General features: G+C 59.8%; 19 protein-coding genes and 4 tRNA genes. 18 read left to right on the top strand and 5 right to left on the bottom strand.

The annotated features are described in order from the left end of the window. Positions 1-1,374: DUF5801 repeats-in-toxin domain-containing protein (locus tag JF545_RS03815; RefSeq protein ID WP_206939071.1), on the top strand; the 1,374-nt coding region annotated here is incomplete at its 5' end. 223 nt (positions 1,375-1,597) lie between these two features. Here JF545_RS03815 and mtnN read toward each other — a convergent pair. Both mtnN and folD read right to left on the bottom strand, forming a co-directional pair. Then, the gene (gene mtnN, locus JF545_RS03810) at positions 1,598-2,305 is read right to left on the bottom strand and encodes a 5'-methylthioadenosine/S-adenosylhomocysteine nucleosidase (protein ID WP_206939069.1); all 708 of its coding nucleotides are present in this window, start codon (positions 2,303-2,305) and stop codon (positions 1,598-1,600) included. Between the two features lie 179 nt (positions 2,306-2,484). After that, a complete protein-coding gene (gene folD, locus JF545_RS03805) occupies positions 2,485-3,357 on the bottom strand; it encodes a bifunctional methylenetetrahydrofolate dehydrogenase/methenyltetrahydrofolate cyclohydrolase FolD (protein ID WP_206939061.1) in 873 nt (290 codons plus the stop codon). Between the two features lie 202 nt (positions 3,358-3,559). Between folD and JF545_RS03800 the strand changes: the two genes are divergently transcribed. The 11 genes from JF545_RS03800 to JF545_RS03750 all read left to right on the top strand — a co-directional run bounded on the left by JF545_RS03800 (position 3,560) and on the right by JF545_RS03750 (position 14,254). Further along, a tRNA-Pro gene (locus tag JF545_RS03800) sits at positions 3,560-3,636 on the top strand. Positions 3,637-3,704: 68 nt separating this feature from the next. Further along, positions 3,705-3,781 (top strand) — tRNA-Arg (locus JF545_RS03795). A gap of 53 nt (positions 3,782-3,834) precedes the next feature. Further along, positions 3,835-3,909, top strand: a tRNA-His gene (locus JF545_RS03790). A 96-nt stretch (positions 3,910-4,005) separates the two neighbouring features. Next, positions 4,006-4,080, top strand: a tRNA-His gene (locus JF545_RS03785). A gap of 321 nt (positions 4,081-4,401) precedes the next feature. After that, complete coding sequence (gene tig, locus JF545_RS03780; RefSeq protein ID WP_206939052.1) at positions 4,402-5,742, top strand: trigger factor; 1,341 nt, start codon at positions 4,402-4,404, stop codon at positions 5,740-5,742. 72 nt (positions 5,743-5,814) lie between these two features. Continuing rightward, on the top strand, positions 5,815-6,435 hold the full coding sequence (gene clpP / locus JF545_RS03775) for an ATP-dependent Clp endopeptidase proteolytic subunit ClpP (protein ID WP_206939051.1): 621 nt from the start codon (positions 5,815-5,817) through the stop codon (positions 6,433-6,435). Between the two features lie 76 nt (positions 6,436-6,511). Further along, a complete protein-coding gene (gene clpX / locus JF545_RS03770) occupies positions 6,512-7,801 on the top strand; it encodes an ATP-dependent Clp protease ATP-binding subunit ClpX (RefSeq protein ID WP_206939049.1) in 1,290 nt (429 codons plus the stop codon). 288 nt (positions 7,802-8,089) lie between these two features. Further along, the gene (lon, locus tag JF545_RS03765) at positions 8,090-10,498 is read left to right on the top strand and encodes an endopeptidase La (protein ID WP_206939047.1); all 2,409 of its coding nucleotides are present in this window, start codon (positions 8,090-8,092) and stop codon (positions 10,496-10,498) included. Between the two features lie 176 nt (positions 10,499-10,674). Next, a complete protein-coding gene (locus JF545_RS03760) occupies positions 10,675-10,947 on the top strand; it encodes an HU family DNA-binding protein (RefSeq protein ID WP_206939045.1) in 273 nt (90 codons plus the stop codon). A 184-nt stretch (positions 10,948-11,131) separates the two neighbouring features. Further along, complete coding sequence (locus JF545_RS03755; RefSeq protein ID WP_206939044.1) at positions 11,132-12,952, top strand: SurA N-terminal domain-containing protein; 1,821 nt, start codon at positions 11,132-11,134, stop codon at positions 12,950-12,952. A gap of 285 nt (positions 12,953-13,237) precedes the next feature. Next, positions 13,238-14,254, top strand: coding sequence for a CobW family GTP-binding protein (locus JF545_RS03750; RefSeq protein ID WP_206939041.1), 1,017 nt, complete (start codon positions 13,238-13,240; stop codon positions 14,252-14,254). A gap of 111 nt (positions 14,255-14,365) precedes the next feature. Here the strand turns inward: JF545_RS03750 and JF545_RS03745 are convergent, their stop codons facing one another. Beyond that, entirely contained in the window at positions 14,366-15,145 is a 780-nt protein-coding gene (locus JF545_RS03745) for a UDP-2,3-diacylglucosamine diphosphatase (protein WP_206939039.1), read from the bottom strand. A 58-nt stretch (positions 15,146-15,203) separates the two neighbouring features. Then, positions 15,204-15,704 carry a peptidylprolyl isomerase gene (locus JF545_RS03740; RefSeq protein ID WP_206939037.1) on the bottom strand — a complete coding sequence of 167 codons (501 nt, stop codon included), beginning with the start codon at positions 15,702-15,704 and terminating at the stop codon, positions 15,204-15,206. 173 nt (positions 15,705-15,877) lie between these two features. Between JF545_RS03740 and JF545_RS03735 the strand changes: the two genes are divergently transcribed. Both JF545_RS03735 and cysS read left to right on the top strand, forming a co-directional pair. Next, positions 15,878-17,557, top strand: coding sequence for a glutamine--tRNA ligase/YqeY domain fusion protein (locus tag JF545_RS03735; RefSeq protein WP_206939035.1), 1,680 nt, complete (start codon positions 15,878-15,880; stop codon positions 17,555-17,557). Position 17,558: 1 nt separating this feature from the next. Next, positions 17,559-18,968: a cysteine--tRNA ligase gene (gene cysS / locus JF545_RS03730; protein WP_206939033.1), complete on the top strand. Its 1,410-nt coding sequence runs from the start codon at positions 17,559-17,561 to the stop codon at positions 18,966-18,968. A gap of 23 nt (positions 18,969-18,991) precedes the next feature. On the opposite strand, the gene JF545_RS03725 is transcribed toward cysS, so the two are convergent. Beyond that, positions 18,992-20,119, bottom strand: a complete 1,128-nt coding sequence (locus tag JF545_RS03725) for a DUF1853 family protein (protein WP_206939031.1) — start codon at positions 20,117-20,119, stop codon at positions 18,992-18,994. 88 nt (positions 20,120-20,207) lie between these two features. Between JF545_RS03725 and osmF the strand changes: the two genes are divergently transcribed. The 4 genes from osmF to JF545_RS03705 are packed head-to-tail and all read left to right on the top strand — an operon-like array spanning position 20,208 to position 23,954. Beyond that, on the top strand, positions 20,208-21,122 hold the full coding sequence (gene osmF, locus JF545_RS03720) for a glycine betaine ABC transporter substrate-binding protein OsmF (protein WP_206939029.1): 915 nt from the start codon (positions 20,208-20,210) through the stop codon (positions 21,120-21,122). A 42-nt stretch (positions 21,123-21,164) separates the two neighbouring features. After that, positions 21,165-22,295: an ABC transporter permease gene (locus tag JF545_RS03715; RefSeq protein WP_347401303.1), complete on the top strand. Its 1,131-nt coding sequence runs from the start codon at positions 21,165-21,167 to the stop codon at positions 22,293-22,295. Then, positions 22,292-23,236 (top strand): ABC transporter ATP-binding protein, encoded by a 945-nt coding sequence (locus tag JF545_RS03710; protein ID WP_206939027.1) that lies wholly within the window; start codon positions 22,292-22,294, stop codon positions 23,234-23,236. The genes JF545_RS03715 and JF545_RS03710 overlap by 4 nt, the downstream gene beginning before the upstream one ends. Further along, positions 23,229-23,954, top strand: coding sequence for an ABC transporter permease (locus JF545_RS03705; protein WP_206939025.1), 726 nt, complete (start codon positions 23,229-23,231; stop codon positions 23,952-23,954). The genes JF545_RS03710 and JF545_RS03705 overlap by 8 nt, the downstream gene beginning before the upstream one ends. Position 23,955: the final 1 nt, after the last annotated feature.

The following is a 23,955-nucleotide window of genomic DNA, read 5'->3' as shown; positions in this document are numbered from 1 at the left end:
ACCGACGCCTCTGGCGACACGGTGCTGACCGCGGTGGTGACCGACGTGGCCACCGGTGCCTACGAGGCGACCTTGCACCAAGGGCTGGATCACAGCGACGACAGCAAGGAAGACGATATCACCCTGTCGCTGGGTTACACCGTGACCGACAGCGATGGCTCGACGGCGGAGGGTTCGCTTACGCTGACCGTCGACGATGACAGTCCCACTATCACTATGTCGGTTGATGGAGGGGCCAAGAGTGTAGTGGAAGGTACCGTCACCACCGGTAAATGGTCATACGACCCTGGAGCTGATGGAAGTGCCAAGGAAATTGTAGGTAGGGTGCCGACGGAAAACGGATTCCGTGTCTTTGCACTGGGCGAAGAGGTGGTGACAGAAACAGGAACCTTAGTGGTGGATGCCGACGGGACTTGGACATTTACTGCGTTGCCGGGACTTGACCAAACCACGAAGCCAACTCTCGAATTCACTCTGGAGCGTCCGGATGCCGACGGTGATGTCGCGGCCAACACTCTGATAGTGGATATCATTGATGGTTCGGTACCGGTCACGCCAGACTCTGACGGAGATCCGGATACGGGGTCAGCTGGGGTGACGGTGGACGAGATGAAGCTTTCAGGAGGAAGCGATAGCGCGACGACCAATCTTGCTTTTGATTATGGCCCTGATGGCGCAGCTGAGAACGAGGCGTTCAAATGGGATCTCAGTACCCTGGACAGCATTACCAGCCGTGACAAGCCGGTCGTCTTCACTGTCAGCGACGACGGCATGTCGGTGTTCGGCGAGGCCGATGGTGCTCGGGTGTTGACCGTTACCCTGACAGATGCCTCCCAAGGCGATGTCAGCGTGACGTTGTCAGATCCGATCGATCACCCCACTGACGGTGACAACGACCTGACATTGACGGTGGGGTACACCATCACTGATAAAGATGGGTCGCAGGCGAATGGTGTGCTTGATGTCACGGTCCTTGATGACGGCCCCTCTATCGGTGTCATTGACCTCGGTAGAAGTGCAGTGAGGCCGCAGGCCTTGCTGTTAGAAGATGAAGAGCCACTACTACCTGTGGAGCTTGCGGCTGAGCTAGAGGATGAACCCGGCTATAGCGAGTTGGTGGCGTTCGATGAGGATGGTGTGGCTCTCGATATCGGCGAGCTTCTGGATGATCTAGACCACCTCGAGGGCGGTGAACAGGTTCTCGCCGTGCCGAACGGCGGTGATACTGTCTTGCATGTCAAACTCGATGGAGGTCTTAGTCAAGATGGCAGCAATGCGGATCTACAGGTAACCCTGCCAGGAGTTGCGATGGAAGGGGATAGTGATGCCTTCCTTGCCAGACTATTGGAGTCTTCGCAGACAGGCATTGAATAAAGGCTAAAGGCCTTACAAAGAAAGCGCTCGGCCTCGGAGGCCGGGCGCTTTTTTTGTGGCGGGACAAGCGTGGAATGAGACTGGAAACCATCGATGTAGAGTAGGGGAGGGACGCGGCTTCCCTCACCCTGATAACTCGATGAACCAAGCATTAGACGGATAGTGGCCTGCGCCTACAGGAGGGTCGTGACGAAATGGCCGCCGCCGGTCCCAGCTGGTGCTGTCAAGCTGCAGATAGACGTTGAATCATGTGCGACACCATCCGGCTTGAGTGATCGGCTGCCTGGATCAGGAACTCCTCGAACGACAGGTGATTGTCTCCTTGTCCAGCAATGTCCGACAGCGCGCGAATCACGACGAAGGGGCACTGGTAGAGGTGGCAGGTTTGGGCGATGGCAGCGGCTTCCATCTCGGCTGCCAGCATGGCAGGGAAGCGAGCGCGGGTCCTGGCGACCAGATCGGGGCATGCCATGAACACATCCCCGGTGGCGATCAGCCCTTCAGTGACGTTGACTTCACCCATGGCTTCAATGGACTCTCTGGCAACAGCGACCAACTGCGCGTCGGGAAGGTAGGCCGCCGGCATGCCCGGTACCTGGCCCGCTTCATAGCCAAACACCATCGCATCGACGTCGTGGTGCCTGACTTCACGTGAAATCACGATATCGCCAATCGACATGCCCTCTCCAAAGCCGCCGGCGGATCCGGTGTTGATGACGGCCTCGGGCGCGTACTGTTCCAGCAGTTGGGTAGTACCCACCGCAGCATTGACCTTGCCAATTCCAGATTGCAGCAGGACAACGTTCATACCGTGCAGGCGCCCCGTGTGAAAGGTAGAGCCCGCATGCGACCTGGTCTCCCTGTCCTCCAGTTGAGAGGCAAGCTGCGCGACCTCTTGAGCCATGGCCCCGATGATTCCGATGCGTTGCATGGTAGTCCTTAGTCGTTTGTTCCAATGAAAGGGGATGCGTTGCCAGGAAGTCGGGGCCTGCGGATTCGGCTCATGCAGTACAGTCCTTGCTGTCGAGCGCTGGGCGAGGGGGCACGACACCTGCTCCCCAAGCCCTTGAGCGAGTCTGCGGTCTCTTCCTGGGCCCGTAAAAGGTGCGCTCAGCCGTCGTTAGCGGTCTGGCCGTCGTGGATATCGGCTGCCATTAACGTATTTTCCAGCAAGCTTGCCACGGTCATAGGGCCAACGCCGCCGGGCACGGGGGTGATGTGAGCGGCTCTGCGTGCCGCCTCCTCGAAGTCAACGTCTCCGACAAGACTGCCGTCATCCTGACGATTGATACCCACGTCGATGACGATGGCGTCGTCGCGAACCCATTCGCCTTTCACCAGTCCCGGCTTGCCAACGGCGACCACCAACAACTCAGCGCTTCGAACGTGCTGCTCTAGGTCACGGGTGAAACGATGGCAGACGGTCGTGGTACAGCCTGCCAGCATGAGTTCCAGCGCCATGGGGCGTCCGACGATGTTGGACGCGCCAACAACGGTGGCATTGAGGCCGCGTACCGACAGGCCGCTATGATGAAGGAGGGTCATCACCCCCTTGGGTGTGCAGGGGCGCAGAAGCGGCAGTCGTTGAGCCAGTCTGCCCAGATTGTAGGGATGAAAGCCGTCCACGTCCTTGCTGGGCAAGATGCGCTCCAGAATGGGCCTGGCGTCGAGGTGTTCGGGGAGCGGAAGTTGAACGAGGATGCCGTCGATGGAGCGATCCGCGTTGAGCTGGTCGACCAGGGACTCCAGCTCCTGTTGGCTGGTGGACGCAGGCAACGCGTGCTGAACGGAGGAGATGCCAGCCTGCTCGCAGGCACGATGTTTATTGCGCACATACACATGGGAGGCGGGATCATCGCCGACCAGAACCACTGCAAGGCCTGGCGTCCGCCCGCCGGCTTGGCGGCGTGTCTCGACTTGGCGAGCAACCTGCTGGCGGACGGTGGCGGCAATGGACTTGCCATCGATGAGCTGGGCGGACATTGGCTTCCCTCAAAGTACGAATGAATGGGCGGTGGAAGGAGTGGGCACGGATTTTCGCATGCCGGGGCGGTCAGGCAAAGCAGAAGCCCGTTGGTGGAAAGGAAAGTTCAACTAGCGTGTTGACTTGTCAGGAAAGTTCCGTAGAATACGCATCGCTCGCCGGGACAGCTGAAACGGTTTCGGTGGCATTGCAACAGGTCGTCGGGGTGTAGCGCAGTCTGGTAGCGCGCCTGCTTTGGGAGCAGGATGTCGGGGGTTCGAATCCCTCCACCCCGACCACAAGCGATTGTTTAGAAAAGGTTTTTCTTGGCTTTCGGGTTGTGGTTAAGATTTCGGTTGTGTAGAATGCGCCCATAGCTCAACCGGATAGAGCAACGGCCTTCTAAGCCGTAGGTTGCAGGTTCGAGTCCTGCTGGGCGTGCCAGCAAAGCGTGGCGCCTGGTTAGGCTTGGGTTTGATCTGTAGTGCTTGTATGTGGTGGATGTAGCTCAGTGGTAGAGCCCCGGATTGTGGCTCCGGTGGTCGTGGGTTCGATCCCCATCATCCACCCCACTCCATGCATTGCGGTGAGCCTTGAATCTGTCGTCTAGCGGGAAGGTTGCTGGTTGCGCTGGTGTCTGGTTGCAGATGTGAAGCGTTCAGGTTGTGGTGGATGTAGCTCAGTGGTAGAGCCCCGGATTGTGGCTCCGGTGGTCGTGGGTTCGATCCCCATCATCCACCCCACTCCCTGAAGCGCGCAGAGTGGTCTCTAGAATATGTCGTTATCGCATCAGCTGGCTGCCAAAGGGTAGGTCGGCTGTTTTTGTTGTTGCCTTCTTTGCTCTTTCCTTCCTTGAACATCGACCATCTAGCTCTCTTGCGAGCTCGGCCTTCTGTGGTTTAGGGGGCTGCCGCGAGGAGGGATTGCGCGATTGCCCTTGTAAATTGTCCGAAAAGCCCCATCTAAAGGGCGTTGGCGCTTGCCAGTGCCCTGCGGGATTCTTAGAATCTCCCTTTTGACGTTTTCACAGTTTCAGTACGCCCCCAGTCGGTAGAGGATTTTTCATGCAAGTTTCCGTCGATACGACCTCCCAGATCGAACGCCGCATCAACGTCCAGGTGCCGGCCGCCGAGATTGACGAGGCCGTCGCCGCCCGTCTTAAAGACGCTGCCAAGAACGTTCGTCTCGACGGTTTCCGCAAAGGCAAAGTGCCGATGTCCGTCATCCGCCAGCGTTACGGCAGCGATGTTCGTAACGAAGTGGTGGGCGAAGTGATGCGCGAGCGCTATGTCCGCGCCATCACGGATGAGAAGCTCAATCCGGCAGGCTTCCCGCAGATCGAGGCCAAGGTCAACGAAGCCGGCAAGGATCTCGAGTTTACCGCAGTGCTCGAGGTGTACCCGGAGTTCGAGCTGTCCACCATTGAAGGTACCGAGGTAGAGCGTCCGGTCGTTGAAGTGACCGACGCTGACGTGGACGAGATGATTGAAACTCTGCGCAAGCAGAACGCGTCCTGGGAAGAAGTGGAACGCGCTGCTGAAGACGGCGACCAGGTGAATATTGATTTCCAGGGCTTCCTGGGTGACGAGCCCTTCGAAGGCGGCAGTGCAGAGGGCCACGATCTCGTGTTGGGGTCAGGCAGCTTCATTCCTGGCTTCGAAGACCAGCTGCAGGGTGCCAAGGCGGGAGAGGACAAGGTCATCAACGTGACCTTTCCGGAGGACTACCAGGCCGAGCAGCTGGCAGGCCAGGAAGCTACCTTCAAGGTCAAGGTCAATGCCATCAAGGGCCAGGCGCTGCCTGAAGTGGATGCTGCCTTCATCGAAAAGTTCGGAGTCGAAGGCGACGACGTCGATGCCTTCCGCGCCGAGGTCAAGAAGAACATGACGCGTGAAGCTGGCCAGGCGGTGGAGAACCGCGTGAAGCAGCAGGTGCTCGAGTCGCTGAAGCAGGCCAACGACATTCCTGTTCCCGATGCCCTGGTGCAGCAGGAAGTGGACGGCCTGAAGCGTCAGGCAGCCCAGCAGTTCGGCCTTGGCGAAGACTTTGATGTCAGCCAGCTGCCGAACGAGCTGTTTGCTGATCAGGCGCGTAGCCGTGTTCAGGTCGGACTGTTGCTGGCTGAGGTGATCAAGGTCAACGAGCTCGAAGCCTCTGATGATGAGATCAAGGCCAAGGTTGAAGAGCTCGCTCAGCAGTACCAGGATCCGGAGCAGGTCGTCGAGTACTACATGGGCAATGAGCAGATGAAGACCCAGGTCAAGTCTGCACTGCTGGAAGAGAAGGCGGTCGACAAGCTGCTCGATCAGGCGACGGTCAAGGACGTGGAAATGTCCTACCAGCAGGCTCTCGCTGCGGCACAGCAGCAGCCGGGCGAAGAGGCAGAAGAGGGCGAGGACGCCTAAGCGTCTTGCCGAGCCGGCCCGATCGGGCCGGCTTTGTCGTTTTGCCACACACGGATGCGAGGACACATCTCCATGAACACCGAGTTCGATATACATGCTGCTGGCGGCCTAGTGCCCATGGTGGTCGAGCAGAGCGCTCGCGGCGAGCGCGCCTACGACATCTACTCGCGCTTGCTCAAGGAACGGGTGATCTTCCTTGTGGGGCCTGTAGAAGACTACATGGCCAACCTGCTGGTGGCGCAGCTGCTGTTCCTTGAGTCCGAGAATCCCGACAAGGACATCCACCTCTACATCAATTCTCCGGGTGGATCGGTTACCGCCGGGATGTCGATCTACGACACGATGCAGTTCATCAAGCCCGACGTGTCGACTGTGTGCATCGGACAGGCCGCCAGCATGGGTGCCCTGTTGCTGGCCGGTGGTGCCGCAGGTAAGCGCTACTGCTTGCCCAACTCGCGCATGATGATTCATCAGCCGCTGGGTGGCTATCAGGGGCAGGCGTCGGACATCGAGATCCACACCCGTGAAATTTTGGGGATCCGCGAGCGACTGAATCAGATCCTGGCACACCATACGGGCCAGGATATCGAGACCATCGCCAAGGATACCGATCGCGACAACTTCATGAACGGAGCGCAGGCTGCCGAGTACGGCCTGATCGACGCAGTGCTGGATAAGCGTCCTGCATCCTGATAGCGTGATAGCTTGCGCGATGACTACGTGATTACCGGTGGCCCTGCGGGGCTGCCGCTGCCAGAGAGGTACGCGAATGGCCGACGGCAAAGGCAAGGACGACAACGGTAAGCTTCTGTATTGCTCATTCTGTGGCAAGAACCAGAATGAAGTGCGCAAGCTGATTGCCGGTCCGTCTGTATATATCTGCGATGAGTGTGTCGATCTGTGTAACGACATCATTCGCGAGGAAGTTCTCGATGCCGATGCCGAGAGCGACGAGGAGCGTCTGCCCGTTCCACGCGAAATTCGACATACTCTCGATGACTACGTGATCGGTCAGGACCGCGCCAAGACGGTGCTGTCCGTGGCCGTCTATAACCACTACAAGCGTCTTCGTCATAGCGGCAAGGACGACGTGGAACTCGGTAAGTCGAACATTCTGCTGATTGGTCCTACCGGCAGCGGCAAGACGCTTTTGGCCGAGACGTTGGCGCGCCTGCTCAACGTGCCGTTCACCATCGCCGACGCCACTACCTTGACCGAGGCTGGCTACGTCGGTGAAGACGTCGAGAACATCATTCAGAAGCTTCTGCAGAAGTGTGATTATGATGTCGACAAGGCTGAGCGCGGTATCGTCTACATCGATGAGATCGACAAGATTTCTCGAAAGTCCGATAACCCGTCCATCACGCGGGATGTCTCCGGTGAAGGCGTTCAGCAGGCCTTGTTGAAACTGATCGAGGGCACTACGGCCTCGGTGCCGCCCCAGGGTGGTCGGAAGCATCCGCAGCAGGAATTTCTCCAGGTGGATACCGGTAACATCCTGTTCATCGTTGGCGGTGCGTTCGCCGGTCTGGACAAGGTGATACGTGATCGCGCCGAGACCGGTGGCATCGGCTTCAACGCTGAGGTCAAGAGCAAGGACGAGTCCAAGGGAGTGGGTGACCTGCTGCTTGAGGTTGAGCCCGAGGATCTGGTCAAGTTTGGTCTGATTCCCGAGTTCGTCGGACGTTTGCCGGTGATTGCCACCCTGACCGAGCTGACCGAGGATGCGCTGATACAGATCCTCACGGAGCCCAAGAACTCTCTTGTCAAGCAGTATGCTCGCCTGTTCGATATGGAAGGCGTCGAGCTGGACTTCAGAGAGGACGCCCTGCGCGCAGTGGCGCACAAGGCGATGGCTCGCAAGACCGGAGCACGTGGACTGCGCTCTATCCTCGAGTCCGTATTGCTTGACACGATGTATGAGATTCCCTCCCTTGAGGGCGTCAGCAAGGTGGTCATCGACGCGTCTGTCATCAGTGGCGAGAGCGATCCGCTGCTGATCTACAGTCAGAGCGAAGATACCGAGGAAGCCGCGCGGGTGGATGGTACCGACGGCTAACCTGCCGCTGTCGACTCGCGACGCCGACAAAGGGGCCGCTGATGCGGCCCCTTTGTCTGCCGGGCTTGATATCCGGGCATTGCCTTATGGAGACTGTCTCAAGGGCATTGTCTTAGGTGATTGTTCCAGGAGATGTGTCCTGCGAGCCTAGTCTTTCGCTTTCTGGTCGACGGGCTACGACTGCCGGTGGCAGGTATCACAGCATTCCGGCAGGTGTTTCCCCTTGCAATACCTCGGGGGTGCCCCCATCCCTCAGGTTTCACCCGCTAAGTTTGAGGAACGTCTGCGATGCAGCAGAACGCCGAACAGACTATGAGTCTGCCCCTTTTGCCACTGCGTGACGTAGTGGTATACCCGCAGATGGTCATCCCGTTGTTTGTCGGCAGAGAAAAGTCGATCCAGGCACTGGAAGCTGCCATGGCGGATGACAAGCGGGTCCTGCTGGTTGCTCAGCGCGAGGCCAGCAAGGACGATCCGGACAACGAAGACCTGTTCGCCATTGGTACCGTTGCCGAGATCATGCAGCTGTTGAAGCTGCCCGACGGTACTGTGAAGGTCCTGATCGAGGGTGAGTCTCGCGCAGACATTCGCGACATCTCCCTTGCCGAGGACGGCCACTCTCGGGCTGAGGTCGTGTTGCGCTCCAGCGAGCCACTGAGCGAGCGCGAGCAGGAATCGCTGGTACGCGTGCTGCTCAATCAGTTCGAGCAGTACGTCAAGATGTCGAAGAAGGTACCCAACGAGGTGCTGAATTCGCTGTCTGGCATCGAAGATCCCAGCCGGCTTGTGGACACCATCTGTGCCCACCTGTCGTTGAAGATCGGTGACAAGCAGGAGCTGCTCGAAATGGATCGCGTGCGCGATCGTATCGAGCACCTGATGGCGCTGATCGAGGCGGAAATCGACCTGCTGCAGGTCGAGAAGCGTATTCGCTCGCGCGTCAAGGACCAGATGGAGAAGTCTCAGCGCGAGTATTATCTGAATGAGCAGATGAAGGCCATTCAGAAGGAGATGGGCGAGCTCGAGAACGCGCCGAACGAGGCGGACAAGTACGAGCAGGCCATCAAGGATTCCGGTATGCCGAAAGAGGCTGCCGACAAGGCCAACCAGGAACTGGGCAAGCTGCGCATGATGTCGCCGTCCTCCGCCGAGGCGACGGTGGTGCGCTCTTATCTCGACTGGCTGGTCTCAGTGCCCTGGAAGAAGCGTACGCGGGTCAAGCACGATCTGCTGAACGCGCAGAAGGTTCTGGATGAAGACCACTATGGTCTTGACGAAGTGAAGGAGCGCATTCTTGAGTACCTCGCGGTGCACAAGCGTGTGAAGAAGCTGAAGGGACCGGTGCTGTGTCTGGTTGGGCCGCCCGGTGTGGGCAAGACCTCCCTTGGCAAGTCGATCGCTCGAGCCACCAATCGTAAATACGTGCGCTTGGCGCTGGGCGGCGTGCGTGACGAGTCCGAGATTCGTGGCCACCGCCGTACCTATATTGGCTCGCTGCCTGGCAAGCCCATTCAGCGTATGGCCAAGGCAGGGGTAAAGAACCCGCTGTTCTTGCTTGACGAGGTCGACAAGGTCGGCATGGATCACCGCGGTGACCCGGCGTCGGCACTGCTCGAAGTGCTTGATCCCGAGCAGAACAACGCCTTCAGCGATCACTACCTCGAGCTCGACTACGACCTCTCTGAGACCCTGTTCATCTGTACCGCGAATTCGATGAACATCCCCGGGCCGCTGCTCGACCGGATGGAGGTGATTCGCCTGCCGGGCTACACCGAGGACGAGAAGCTGGCGATTGCCACCCGTTATCTGGTGCCCAAGCAGCTTGCTGCCAATGGCTTCAAGGAAGACGAGCTGGTGTACAGTGATGCGTCGCTCCTTGAGCTGATCCGCTACTACACCCGCGAGGCAGGTGTTCGTGAGCTGGAGCGGCAGATTGCCAAGGTCAGCCGCAAGGTGCTGCGTGAGCGTCTCGAGAAAGAAGGCAAGGAAGGGGCGCTGGGCTCTCAGACGCTGGCGGCTGAGGATATCGAGACTTACGCTGGCGTGCGACGCTACAGCTACGGTCTGGCCGACAAGCAGGATCAAGTGGGGCGGGTGACCGGCCTTGCCTGGACATCGGTAGGCGGCGAGCTGCTCAACATCGAGTCGGTAGTAACGCCTGGCAAGGGGCGCATCAACAAGACGGGCTCCCTTGGCGATGTGATGAAAGAGTCTGTCAGTGCTGCCCAGACCGTCGTCAGGGCCCGTGCTGAAGCGCTGGGGATCGATCCGGAGCGTTTCGAGAAGGAAGATCTGCATATCCACGTGCCTGAGGGAGCGACTCCCAAGGACGGTCCCAGTGCTGGCATCGCCATGGTCACCGCGATGGTGTCCGCCTTCTGTAATCGTCCTGTGCGCTGTGATGTGGCCATGACGGGCGAAGTCAATCTCCGTGGCGAAGTCATGCCTATCGGTGGGTTGAAGGAGAAATTGCTGGCCGCCAGGCGTGGTGGTATAAAGACGGTGCTAATACCGGAAGAGAACCGCAGAGATCTCAAGGAAGTCCCTGATAACATCAAGGACGCCCTGACGATTCATCCGGTTCGCTGGATTGATGAGGTGTTGGAGGTCGCGCTGTCGAAAAACACGGATCATAATTCCGATGATTCGGTTTCGACGGATTCGACTGCAACTCACTCAATGGTCAGTACACACTAGTGACATTTTTTCCATGATTCCGGCCTGGAAATGCCGGAATCATGCGGATTGGCAAGGAAGGTTGCTTGACAGGTCTTTCGTCGCATTGCTATAAATTGTCGCCATGCTGCGATCGTGCCTGTCGGCCAAAAAATCGCCGTTTTGTATCTTTTTCTGTAATAGTCAAGGGGTGAAGTGTGAACAAGTCCGAGCTGATTGATGCCATTGCCGCGTCTGCCGATATTCCGAAGGCTGCTGCTTCCCGTGCGCTGGATGCCATGGTCGAGTCCGTGACCGAAACCCTGAAGAAGGGCGACAGCGTTTCACTGGTTGGCTTCGGCACCTTTTCCGTCAAGGATCGTGCCGCACGCACCGGTCGTAACCCGCAGACGGGTCAGCCGATCGAAATCAGCGCTGCCAAGGTGCCTAGCTTCAAGGCCGGCAAGGCTCTGAAGGATTCCGTCAACTGATTGACGAGTGACTGGCCCTGGGCCAATCCTCGCAACGTTGACACGAGCGTAGTGTCATCCGCTGACACTTCTCTCGCCAAGGGCGCATCGCTATCGCGGTGCGCCTTTTTCATGAGTTTGGGTGTGGTACCTTGACCGTTGTTGCCAGGCCAAGCGTAACCCCCAACCTTTCGCAGAGGCTTTCATGCTGCAGAGTATTCGCGACCGATCCCAAAGTTGGATCGCAAAGATCATTATCGGGGCCGTGGTCGTTACCATGGCGCTGTTCGGCGTAGAGTCGCTGATCGGTTTGTTTGGCCAGTCCGGTGACGAAGTGGCCAAGGTCAACGGCCAGCCAATCAATCGTCAGCAGGTCGAGGTTAACGTTCAGCGTGCCATGCGGGCCAACCAGGTGCCGGCTGACCAGGAGAGAGCGCTGCGTCGTGAGGTGCTTGAAGGGTTGATCAGCGATCGCCTGATGATCAGCTACGCGGAGTCCGGTGGTCTTGCGGTGTCCGACAATCAGCTGGATCAGCTGATTGTCAGTCGCCCCGAGTTTCACAATGCCGATGGTCAATTCGACCAGGAGCTATTCCGTCAGCGCCTTGCCAGTGTTGGTTACACACCGCTGTCGTTCCGCGAGCAGCTGAGCCGAGACGTGATGCGTGGCCATATTCAGCAGGGGTTGATCGCCAGCGACTTCACCTTGCCCGCTGAGCAGCAGCGTCTTGCCCAGTTGCAGCGTCAGACGCGTACCTTCCGCTATCACACCATGGATGCCAGTGAACTGGACCAGCAGGTCAGCGTCAGTGATGCTGAGATGTCTGCCTATTACAGTGAGCATCAGCAGGACTTCCTGCGCCCTGAGCAAGTCCAGCTTGCCTACGTGCTGCTTGATCAGGAGGCCATGGCGGCGGACGTGGAGGTCTCCGAAGACGAGCTCCGCGCGGCATGGGAAGCCAGCGCCGAAAACGCGGACCGTCGCGTGTCTCACATCATGGTGACGTTTGGTGACGAGCGCACTCGGGATGAAGCCGAAGCGAGAATCGCCGACCTGCAGTCGCGTCTGGCTCAGGGAGAGGATTTCGAGACCCTGGCCGCAGAGTTTTCCGATGACACCACGACCAGCGATGCCGGCGGTGACCTGGGTGTCATCACCCGCGGCATTTTTGGTGATGACTTCGAGCAGGCGGCCTTTGCCCTTCAGCAGGGCCAGGTATCTGATGTGGTGGAAACCGACAATGGTCTGCACCTGATCAAGGTGACGGAGCTGGACCGCCCTGACTTCGAGCAAGAGCGTGATCGACTCCGTGATCGCTTGGCTCAAGAGCAGGTCAGGGACGACTTCAACGACACGGCTCAGCAGCTGATCGACGAGAGTTTTGCCGCAGATGACCTGCAAAGCGTCGCGGACGCCATCGGAGTGGATCTGGTCACCACGGATTGGGTCAGCCGCGATAGCGCCGAGGGCGTGTTGGCGGAGCCCGGCGTCATGGATCAGGCGTTTTCCGAGGAAGTGTTGGACGAAGGCTTCAATAGTGAAGTCATCGAGTTGGACGGCTCGCGTCGCCTGGTTCTGCGGGCGCTGGATCACCGCGATGCCACCACGCTGCCGCTGGAAGAGGTCAGCAGCGACGTCGAAGCGGCCGTTCGTGGTGCCAAGACTCGTGATGCGCTGATCGAGTTGGCATCCGAGCGTGTTGCTCAACTGCAGGGTGGGCAGTCGCTGGAACTTGATTGGCAGCAGGCTGATGCGATCAGCCGGCAGGACGCGCCCAGCGTGCCGGACGCCGTGCTGACGACGGCCTTCAAACTGCCTCATCCCCAAGAAGGTGGTGTCGTTTACGGTCGCGCAGTGGAGGGTGATCAGGTCACCCTGATAGCGCTAGATGCCATCGGCGAAGCACAGGGCAACCCGCAGATGGAGCAGTTTGTCTCCAGCATGGCCGAGCGCCTTCGCGCCCAGGCAATTCTTGATGGGCTGCTCAGCCACCTCGAGGAGGTGGGCGATATAGAGCGCTATTAAGCTAAGGTGGTGGGAGACGGGTGATACGGCCCCCGCCGCAACGCAGAACAAGGAGCACCCTAGGGTGCTCCTTTTCTATGGAGGGCTGATCCATCGAAGAGCATCATCGTCCCGGTGTTTAAACCGTGTGACAGGTGGGTTGTCACGGCGGGCTGTCACCTCGTTGCGGTGGTGCGCTAGCGCGATGGGCCGTGACATGATGACAGTCGTGAGAGGGCTCTGGCCATGCTTTATACCGTTATCTTCGCTGGCTGCCCATGGGTTTGAGGAGACCTTGTGTTAACCATGAAACCACTGAAAAGCGTGCCGACACACGTTGTCACGGGCTTTCTTGGCAGTGGCAAGAGTCAATTGATTCGTCATTGGATCGAGCAGAAGCCCGAGCATGAACGCTGGACCATTTTGGTCAATGAGTTTGGTCAGGTCGGGGTCGATCAGGCGCTGCTTGGTAAGACGCCGGGTGTACATGTCCAGGCAGTACCTGGAGGCTGTCTGTGCTGCCAGGTCGCCACGGTGTTTCGCTCGGTGCTGGTTCAGGCACTCCGGCGTGAGCGTCCAGATCGACTGTTGATTGAGCCGTCCGGCCTGGGTCACCCCGCGGGGTTGCTCGAGGTATTGAGATCCGGTGACTTGGCGGACGCGCTAACGCTGCATGCAGTGGTGGCGGTCCTAGATCCCCGTCGAGTTGCTGACGCTCGGGTGGTGGCACATGACACCTTCAAGCAGCAGCTAAGCGTGGCCGATGCCTGGGTGCTGTCAATGACGGATCTTGTCCGTTCAGACGATCGTGCGGTCTTTGAGCGTTGGCGAGAATGCCAGTCCCAGGTGCCAGACGTCGTCATCCAGAGTGACCACCACGGGTTGCCGTTGAGTTGGTTGCTGGATCTTGCGCCACGCACTCCGCTTGCGGGTGCGCGTGGGGGAGCGAGGCCCGCTGAACACGCACTGGTGGCGCGGTTGCCAAGCGAGGATGTCGAGTCAGTCTTGCCCTTGGCGGGTCCTGGGACTCGCCGTGAGGGGCAGGGCCTAGGCTATCGTTCGGTCAGTTGGTGCTGGCACCCTGATGAATCTTTTGAGGAGCAAGGTCTGCATGACTGGTGGCAGGGCTTGCCATCGCCATGTCGTGGCAAGGGGGTCATGCGTACCCTCGCTGGCTGGCTGGTGTTGCCAGCAGGGGAGCAGCGAGAGCGCTGGGGGCAGTGGCAGCAAGACTCGCGGCTAGAGCTCATCTGGCCTGTTGATCTGCCGATGGATATCGACGCCTTGAGCTCGGCGCTTGAGGCCTGTCGCGTGACGAAGTAAGGGAGGGCGTCAGCGTTTCCTGCCCATGGGAGCCGCTGGCGGCGTGTTGGTGCCGCCAGTGGTGTCTCGCCGGTGCAGACAGGCGGGGCCTGCGCACGATCGGTGTCTTGCTCAGAAGGTGAAGCGATTGAGAGCAGGAGCGCCATCGCCGTCGATGCGTACTTCCCACCCTTCGTTGCTCGACCAGTCGCCGATTACCATGCGTTGGCCCTGGGTCTTGCTGCCATCCGCCGCGGTGAGCGTCAGTGGATGCACGTCGGGCCTGTGCGTGTGGCCGTGGATCAGACGCTTTACATCATGCTGCTGCATCGCCGAGAGGACTTCGTCAGGTGTCACGTCCATGATGTCGGCGGCCTTCGTGCTATTGGCTTCACCGGATTGCTGACGGAGTTGGCTGGCCAGCGCCAATCGCTCGGGAATCGGCATCGCAAGGATGGAAGCCTGCCACTGGGGATCCCTTGCCTTGGCCCGGAAGGCCATGTAGGCCTCGTCCCGTGTGCAGAGGCTGTCACCATGCATCAACAGCGTCGGTTCACCGCCAAGCTCGATCCGCTGAGGGTCACTCAGCAAGGTGGCACCGGCTCGTTCGGCAAAGTCGCTGCCGAGCAGGAAGTCTCGATTGCCGTGCATCAGGTAGATGCGCGTGCCCCGATCGCTGGCTGCCTTGAGCTGGTCGGCGACCTCGCAGGCGAGGCGGGCATGGCCACTGGGGTCAGCATCCCCCAGCAGCATCAGGTCATCGCCGATCCAGGCGTCGAAGATATCGCCAAGCAAATACAGATCGACGTCGGTGCCGCGATTTTCCTCGAGCCACGCCAAAAATCCACGGGTAATGTCAGGCGCACCGGGGTGCAGATGGAGATCCGAGATCAGAAGTGTCGTCTTGCCCATGGCGTAATCCTTGACCCTCCAGGCCAAGCATGGGCCTGGAGGGGGCTGAGGTGGGTGTTTAGGCGTCGTCCTTGATATAGGCGCGCTGAATGATCACATCCTCGGCCGGGACGTCAGCGTGCATGCCGCGACGAGTGGTGGAGACACCCTTGATGCGATTGACGACTTCCATGCCCTCGACCACGCGGCCGAAGACGCAGTAACCCCAGCCTTGCATGTTCTTGCCGGTATGGTTCAGGAAGTCATTGTCGGCAACGTTGATAAAGAACTGCGCAGTGGCAGAGTGGGGGTCCTGGGTCCGCGCCATGGCGAGGGTGCCAGTCACGTTCTTCAAGCCGTTGTCGGCTTCATTTTCGATCGGAGCGTGGGTCTGCTTCTGCTCGAAGTTGCTGTCGAAGCCACCGCCCTGGACCATGAAGCCGTCGATCACGCGATGGAACAGGGTGCCATCGTAAAAGCCTTCGCGAACGTACTGCTCGAAGTTGGCAGCGGTTTTCGGCGCTTCGTCGTGGTTGAGCTCGATCGTGATGTCGCCGAAATTGGTCTGCAAGATGATCATTGAGTGGTCCTGTTGGGTATGTTGTGCCTGTCGGCACCTTTCTCGTTCTCTGCACGGCTTGGCGCCGTGCCCTAGCGTGACGCTATAATAGCGGTTTTGCTTCGCAGCGCGAAGTCGGGGGGCGACCGCTAGCCCCTCAACGCCCGTACACCACCAGAGGTTGATCCATCAACATGACCACCGAGACAAGCAGCGCGCCGAATTTCATTCGCAACCAGATTCGCGAGGAAATCGAGAGCGGACAGTCGCAGAAGATCGTGACGCGCTTTCCCCCGGAGCCCAATGGCTTTCTGCATATCGGCCACGCCAAGTCAATCTGTCTCAATTTCGGGCTCGCGGAGCAATTCGGTGGTGACTGTCATCTGCGCTTTGATGACACCAACCCGGCCAAGGAAGAACAGGCCTATATTGACGCCATAAAGGAAGACGTCAGCTGGCTTGGCTTTCAGTGGGCGGGAGACATTCGCTTCGCCTCTGACTACTTCGATCAGCTGTACGCCTGGGCGCAGTACCTGATCCAGGCAGGCAAGGCCTATGTCGACGATCTGTCACCAGACGAGATTCGCGAATACCGCGGTACGCTGACCGAGGCTGGCCGCCCAAGCCCGTATCGCGACCGCAGTGCCGACGAGAATCTTGATCTGCTGGAGCGTATGCGCCAGGGCGAGTTCGCCGAAGGCGAGAAGGTGTTGCGGGCCAAGATCGACATGGCGTCGCCCAACATCAACCTGCGCGATCCGATCCTCTATCGTATTCGGCATGCCCATCACCACCAGACCGGAGACAAGTGGAAGATCTATCCTTCCTATGACTTCACCCACGGTCAGTCCGATGCCATTGAGGGGATTACGCACTCTGTCTGCACCCTCGAGTTCGAGGACCACCGTCCGCTGTACGAGTGGTTCTTGAATCAGCTGCCAGTGCCGACCAAGCCGCGCCAGATCGAGTTCGCTCGACTCAACCTCAACTACACGCTGACCTCCAAGCGTAAGCTCAAGCTGCTGGTGGACAATGGCATCGTCGAGGGCTGGGACGATCCGCGCATGCCGACCATCTCCGGCATGCGTCGGCGGGGCTATACCCCTGCGTCTTTGCGCAAGTTCTGCGAGATGATCGGGGTGACCCGCGCTGACGGCGGCCTGGTCGATATTGCCATGTTGACCCACGCCATCCGCTCGGATCTCGAGGACAATGCACCTCGCGCCATGTGCGTGCTCAACCCGCTCAAGGTGGTGCTGACGAACGTGGACGAGCACCACGAGGAAGTCTACGAGGTGCCTGGCCACCCCGCCCGTGAAGATATGCCGGTGCGCAAGATCCCGTTTAACCGGGAGCTGTGGATCGACCGCGACGACTTCATGGAAGAGCCGCCCAAGAAGTTCTTCCGTCTGGCGCCCGGGAAGGAAGTCCGCCTGCGCAACAGTTACGTCATACGTTGCGATGAGGTTATCAAGAACGCGGAGGGCGAGATCGAGGAACTGCGCTGCAGTGTTGACTTCGATACCTTGGGCAAGAACCCGGAGGGACGTAAGGTCAAGGGCGTCATCCACTGGGTAAGCGCGCGTCATGGCGTTCCTGTGGAAGTTCGCTTGTACGACAACCTGTTCCTGGTCGAGCAGCCAGACAAGGACAAGGACGCGGATTTCCTCGATCACCTGAACCCAGAGTCGCTGGTGACCGTGAAGGGGATTGGTGAACCGAGCTTGGCCAATGCCGACAATGAAGACCGCTACCAGTTCGAGCGAGTGGGGTACTTCTGCGCCGATCGTCACGACAGCCGTCCAGACCACCTGGTGTTTAACCGCACGGTCGGTCTGAAAGACACCTGGGCCAAGATGCAGAAGAAGGGCTGACATGCAGATCTACAACACGCTGACCCGTACCAAGGAAGTCTTTACACCGATTGAGCCCGGCAAGGTTCGGATGTATGTCTGTGGCATGACGGTGTATGACTTCTGCCATCTTGGCCACGCTCGCGTGATGGTGGCCTTTGACGTCATCAGTCGCTACCTGCGTCATCGTGGCTATGATGTCACCTACGTCCGCAATATCACCGATATCGATGACAAGATCCTGCGTCGCGCCGAGGAGAATGGCGAAAGCATCGGCGAGCTGACCGAGCGCATGATCGATGCCATGCATGAGGACGAGGGCCGCCTGTTCGTTCAGCGTCCTGACCAGGAGCCGCGAGCTACCGGTCATGTTGCCGAGATCATTGCCATGATCGAGGTGCTGATCGACAAGGGCTTTGCTTATGCCCCGGGCAACGGTGATGTCTATTACCGGGTACGCAAGTTCGAGAATTACGGCAAGCTCAACAACCGTAATCTGGATGAGATGCGTTCGGGCGCCCGCGTCGAGGTGGACGAGCACAAGGAAGATCCTCTCGACTTCGTGCTATGGAAAGGGGCCAAGCCCGGCGAGGCCAGCTGGACGTCGCCGTGGGGCGAAGGTCGTCCCGGCTGGCACATCGAGTGCTCTGCCATGTCCACCTGCTGCCTGGGCAATACCTTCGACATTCATGGTGGGGGGCCGGACCTGACCTTCCCTCATCACGAGAACGAAATCGCGCAGAGCGAGGCGGCAACCGGCCAGCGTTACGTCAACACCTGGATGCATGCCGGGGCGGTCAGGGTCGATAGCGAGAAGATGTCCAAGTCCCTGGGCAACTTCTTCACGATCCGCGAGGTTCTCGAGCAACACGACCCCGAGGTCGTGCGTTTCCTGTTGGTGGCAAGCCATTACCGCAGTGCTATCAACTATGCGCCCGACGCCCTGGGTGAAGCGCGCAAGTCCCTCGAGCGCTTTTATACCGCGCTTGATGGCATCGAGCTTCCTGCAGAAATCGAAGTGGGGCCGGGTGACTATGCCGCGCGGTTTACCGCTGCCATGGATGACGATTTCAACACGCCCGAGGCCCTGTCGGTGCTGTTCGAGCTGGTGCGCGAACTCAATCGTGCCCGCAAGGAGGCGGAGCAGAGCGATGCCAGCACCACGAGCGCAGACGTGGCCGGTCTGGCCCTCGAGTTGAAGCGACTGGGGGGAATACTGGGCCTGTTGACGCAGGAGCCGGCTGCGTTCTTGAAAGGGGGGGCTGTCGATCTGTCTGACGATGAGATCAATGCCCGGATCACTGCGCGCGCCGAGGCGAAGAAGGCTCGCGATTTCGCTGAGGCGGATCGTATCCGCGATGAACTGGCGGCTCAGGGGATCATTCTCAAGGACTCCCGTGAAGGCACCCACTGGGTGGTGGATCGCAGCTGACTGTCGGCCTGGCGACAATGGCGTCAGACCGGGCTTCGCGGTGGTAGTGGTACCTGGTGAGGCCAGCTGTCGTCGACCACAAAGATGCGTCGTCCGCTCAACGCGGACGGCGCGTTTTTGTAGGCAGCTTGCCCGCCGCCATCGATGGCAAGAATGTCCTGCTCCACACGAGCAGGGTCATCACACAGCATGACCTGCACGGGAAAGGCGTAGGTGGCGAAGTGGGCGGCCAGGGATCGACTCAGGGTGCTGCGCGGCATCCATTGTGTCGGTGGAGGTGGCGCTAACCAATGGGGCTTGGTCAGGCATGCGCCGAAGCGCAGCGTGTCATGCTGGCGGCATAGCTCGCCCCAGTGACGCCAATGACACCAGATACCCTCGAGAACATGATCGTTCGCCTGTCGAGGAGGCGGCATGTGATGCTGCCATGGGTAAAAAAGCACGCCTGGCATGGCCAGACGGGCCTTGATGGTGTCCTCGACGGGGGTTGGGTTCGTAGCACCGCCTGAACGTCCCTTGCTGCTCGCCAGTGCTTCATTCAACAGCTGTCGCCGGTGTGGTGTGGACAGTAGCGCAAGTTGATGACGCTCCAGGTGGGTCAGCTTCAGGGCCAGGCTGTCGAGCCCCCCGGGGCCGATCCATCTGCTGGTGTCATCCTGGCGGCCTGGCCCTTCTGGCAGGCCGAGAAAATACTTGATGGCGACCTCCAGATGGATCAGGCCGCCGGCGGTATCACGGTAGAGCAGGTCCAGCTCGCCAAGGGTCCGGCGGTCCTCTCGAATAGGCACATTGTGTGCCACCAGTTCGGTGCCCGGTGCCGTGGCCAGCAAAAACTGCCAAAGCGCTTCATGATATTGTCCAAGCCGAGGTAATGACCCCAAGTGGGTGTCCGTGGTCGCAATGGGCAGCGGGTCAAGTGCCTGCAACAGCAGCTGGTGGCGGGCTTTGCGGGTGTGAAGGCCCAGCTCGTCAAGGGTCGGGCGGCCACCCCAGCGTGAGCGCACCAGGTCTGGTGCTTCCAGCAACCAGGCCAGATCACGGCCGGTCGGCGTCAGCGAGCTGACCGCACCCGACTGAGGGGAATGCGGCGTTGAGGATTGGCGGGGCGTGTGTCCCGGCCGATTGGCGCTTGCGGTCTGGCGTGGTGGCATGGTGGACTCACGTTGGCAGAACGTCCTGCAGGCGTTGGGTCATCTCCATATACTTCAGCATACATTCACATGGAATCAGGTGAGAATAATGAAGCGTCCCTTAGTGTCGGCCGCAGTGGTGGCCACGATGTTGAGCTCTGCCGTGGCCACGCAGACCTACGCAGATGATGCTCTGGTGGTGTCGTCCAAGATTGATACCGAAGGGTCCGTTCTTGGCCAGATGATCCTGCAGCGTCTGTCGGCGGCAGGCCTCGAGGTCGAGGATCGACTGCAGCTAGGCGGCACCAGCATCGTGCGTGAGGCGCTGCTCAATGGCGAGATCGACATTTACCCGGAATACACCGGCAATGGCGCCTTCTTTCATGACATGACCGACAGCCCCGTGTGGCACGATGCGCAGCAGGCCTACGATACGGTGAAGGCCAAGGATGCCGAGTTGGGCCTGGAATGGCTTACCCCCGCGTCGGCCAACAATACCTATGCGATCAGCGTGCGCGGCGACGTCGCCAGGGACAACGGACTCGAGACCCTGGAGGACATGGCGAGCTTTATCAATGACGGCGGCGACTACAAGCTGGCCGCCAGTACCGACTTCGTTGAATCTGCCTTCGCCCTGCCTGCCTTCGAAGCGGCCTACGGATTCTCCCTCGACGATGACGACCTGCTGGTGCTTTCCGGTGGTAATACCGCTGCCACCATGCGGGCTGCGGCGCAACAGACCAGCGGTGTCAATTCAGCGATGACCTATGGCACCGATGGGGGCCTGCAGGCGCTGGACCTGGTCGTGATGACGGACACCAAGGGGGTGCAGCCGGTGTATCAGCCAGCTCCGGTGATTCGGCGTGCCGCCCTGGATAACCACCCTGAGATCGCCGCAGCTCTGGCACCCGTATTCGAGTCGCTCAGCCTGGAAACCTTGCAGCGCCTGAATGGGGATGTGGCCGTCAATGGCCTCGATCCTGCGAAGGTGGCAGCAGATTATCTGGCGACCCTCGAGGACTGATCCATTATCACGACAGTGGCAAGCCGCCGTGGCGGCAATATCGTGTTGCTGACGTTGATGGCGCTGGGCCTGCTCGCGTGGTGGAGCTTGCCGGTGGCCAGCAGCGCTCCCAACCGCATCGTCCCGGGTGACGCTGTCTATGCCTGGCAAGTGGCGGGGCCGGCGATGGCTGTGCTGGCGAGTCTTCCCATGGCCTTGGCGGGCTGGGTCGCTCGCCAGCCCGATCCTGGATGGCGTTCACTGGGACTCGTCCTGCTGGCACTGTTGGGCCTGCCGTTATGGCTAGTGCTGTGCGTTCATCAACTTGTCGACCCGCAGCTGCCACAGGCGCGCTTGGGCATCGGGGCAGGATCCTGGTGCACGCTGTTCGTGCTGTTGCTGGCGCTGTTGGATCTGAGGACTCGCCAGCGCTGGCCTGCAGGGTTGTACATTGCTTGCCTCTGCGTACCGCTGGTTGTCACCGCGCTATGTCTTCCTCTTGGTCTCGATCGTCTGGCTCTGTGGCAGGAGTATCGGGGGCGGGCGGACGACTTCTGGCTAGCGGTGGGGGAACACCTGTTGCTGGTCGGGGCGACGGTGGCGCTTAGCCTGGCATTGGGCGCTGCACTGGCCCTGTTGATGCGTCGCCTTCCTGCGCTGCAGCGCGCCGGGTTTGGGGTGCTCAATTTCATGCAGACGATTCCCAGCCTGGCCCTGTTTGGACTGCTGTTAGGGCCCCTGGCCTGGGCCGCGCAGCGTTTTCCGTGGCTGGATCAGCTCGGTATCAGTGGCATCGGTTGGGCGCCGGCCTTGGTGGCTCTGGTGACCTATAGCCTGTTGCCGATGGTGCGTAATACCTTTGTGGCGCTGGAGGGTGTCGATCGTGGAGTGATTGAGGCGGCACGAGGCATGGGCATGAGTCGAGGGCAGATGTTCTGGCAGGTGCGCTTGCCATTGGCGCTGCCGGTACTGCTCGAAGGCGTGCGGATTACCACGGTGCAGGCTATCGGCCTGACGGCGGTGGCTGCGCTGATCGGTGCCGGCGGGCTTGGACGTTTTATTTTCCAGGGATTGGGGCAAGCGGCGATGGACCTGGTGCTGCTCGGAGCACTTCCCATCCTGGTCATGGCCATGCTGGCCGATGGTGTGTTGGGTAATCTTTCACGGCGTCTTGGTCGGGGAGTCACACGATGATCGAACTCATTCATATCACTAAGCGGTTCGATCATACCGTGGCGGTCGATGATGTTTCGCTGAAAATAGACGGCGGTGAGTTTTGCTGTCTGGTGGGGACGTCAGGCTGCGGTAAGTCGACCACGTTGAAGATGATCAATCGATTGATTGAACATAGCGAGGGTGAGATTCACATCGACCAAAAGCCCATTCGCAGTTTTCGCGAGGACGTGCTCAGGCGCCGTATTGGCTATGCGATTCAGAGCACTGGGCTGTTTCCTCACTGGACGGTCGCTCGCAATATTGGTCTGGTGCCGCGTCTGCTCAAGTGGCCGAAGTCGCGCATCGATACTCGGGTAGAGGAGTTGATGTCGTTGCTTGGCCTGTCCATGGCCGACTACGCCGACAAGTATCCAGACCAGCTGTCCGGGGGACAGGCTCAGCGAGTGGGCGTGGCCAGGGCATTGGCAGCGGACCCGGACATTCTGCTGATGGACGAACCCTTTGGCGCCCTGGATCCGATCACCAGGGAGACACTGCAGCTGGAGCTGCGGGATCTCCAGGCGCGGCTGGGCAAGACCATTGTCTTCGTGACTCACGATATGGATGAGGCGCTGCGGCTGGCGGATCGCCTGGTGGTGATGCATGAAGGTCGCATCGTTCAGCAGGGCCATCCGCTGCAGCTACTGCGCGAGCCTGCCAATGACTTTGTCGCTTCGCTGTTGGGTGGGGAAGATCGAGGTCTCAAAGAGGCTGCGCTGTTGCCGGTCAGCGAGCGAATGGTGCCCCTTGGGGCAGGTGGAGTGGCTCGTGAACGCATCGATCAGACCGCTTCGCTTCGCGAGGCACTGTCGGTCATGCTGTGGCGGCGAGTCGAGCGGCTGGCGGTTGTCGATGACGACGACATCCCGATCGGTGAGCTTAACTTCCGACGCCTGGTGGGAGCCCGCGTCAATGACTGATGTCCTGACACGACGTTGGCTGATGCCTTTCGTATGGTGCGCGCTATTGCTGGTCGGATGTCTGGCCATGTCCTTGTTCGAACCCGTCTTTCGTTGGCTTGAGCCCGACAGCCGAGACGTGGTTTACGCTCGGGTGGACTTTCTCGTCCTGCTGGGCCGTCATTTGTTGGTGGTGACCATCGCAGCTGCGTTGGCCACGCTGTTGGGCGTGCTAGGCGCGATTGCCGTGACCCGCCCGGCTGGGCGAGAGTTCCTGCCACTGGTCGCGCAAGTGGCATCGCTGGGCCAGACGTTCCCCCCCGTAGCGGTGCTGGCGCTGGCGGTACCGGTACTTGGCTTTGGCACCTTGCCCATCGTGGTGGCGCTGTTGCTTTACGGTCTGTTGCCCATCGTGCGTAACACCCTGGCCGGTATCGAGGGTATCTCACCTTCGGTACTGGAGGCGGCCCGGGGGATGGGCATGACCGGCGGCCAAATCCTACGCCAGGTGGAGCTTCCGCTGGCTGCGCCGGTCATCCTGGCGGGTATTCGCACCTCCGTGACGATCAATATCGCGACGGCAGCCCTGGGAGCCACGGTCGGTTCGAGCAACCTCGGTGATCCCATCATCTCTGGCATCGTGAACGGCAATACGGCTTACATCGTGCAGGGTGCCTTGTTGATCGCACTGCTGGCGTTGGCAGTCGATAGCGTGTTCGCACGACTTTCCTCGCGTTAGA

The organism is Halomonas litopenaei (assembly GCF_017303055.1).
Taxonomy (GTDB): Bacteria; Pseudomonadota; Gammaproteobacteria; order Pseudomonadales; family Halomonadaceae; genus Halomonas; species Halomonas litopenaei_A.
Note: the sequence above shows the minus strand (reverse complement) of the source record. Positions and strands in the feature narration are given on the sequence as shown.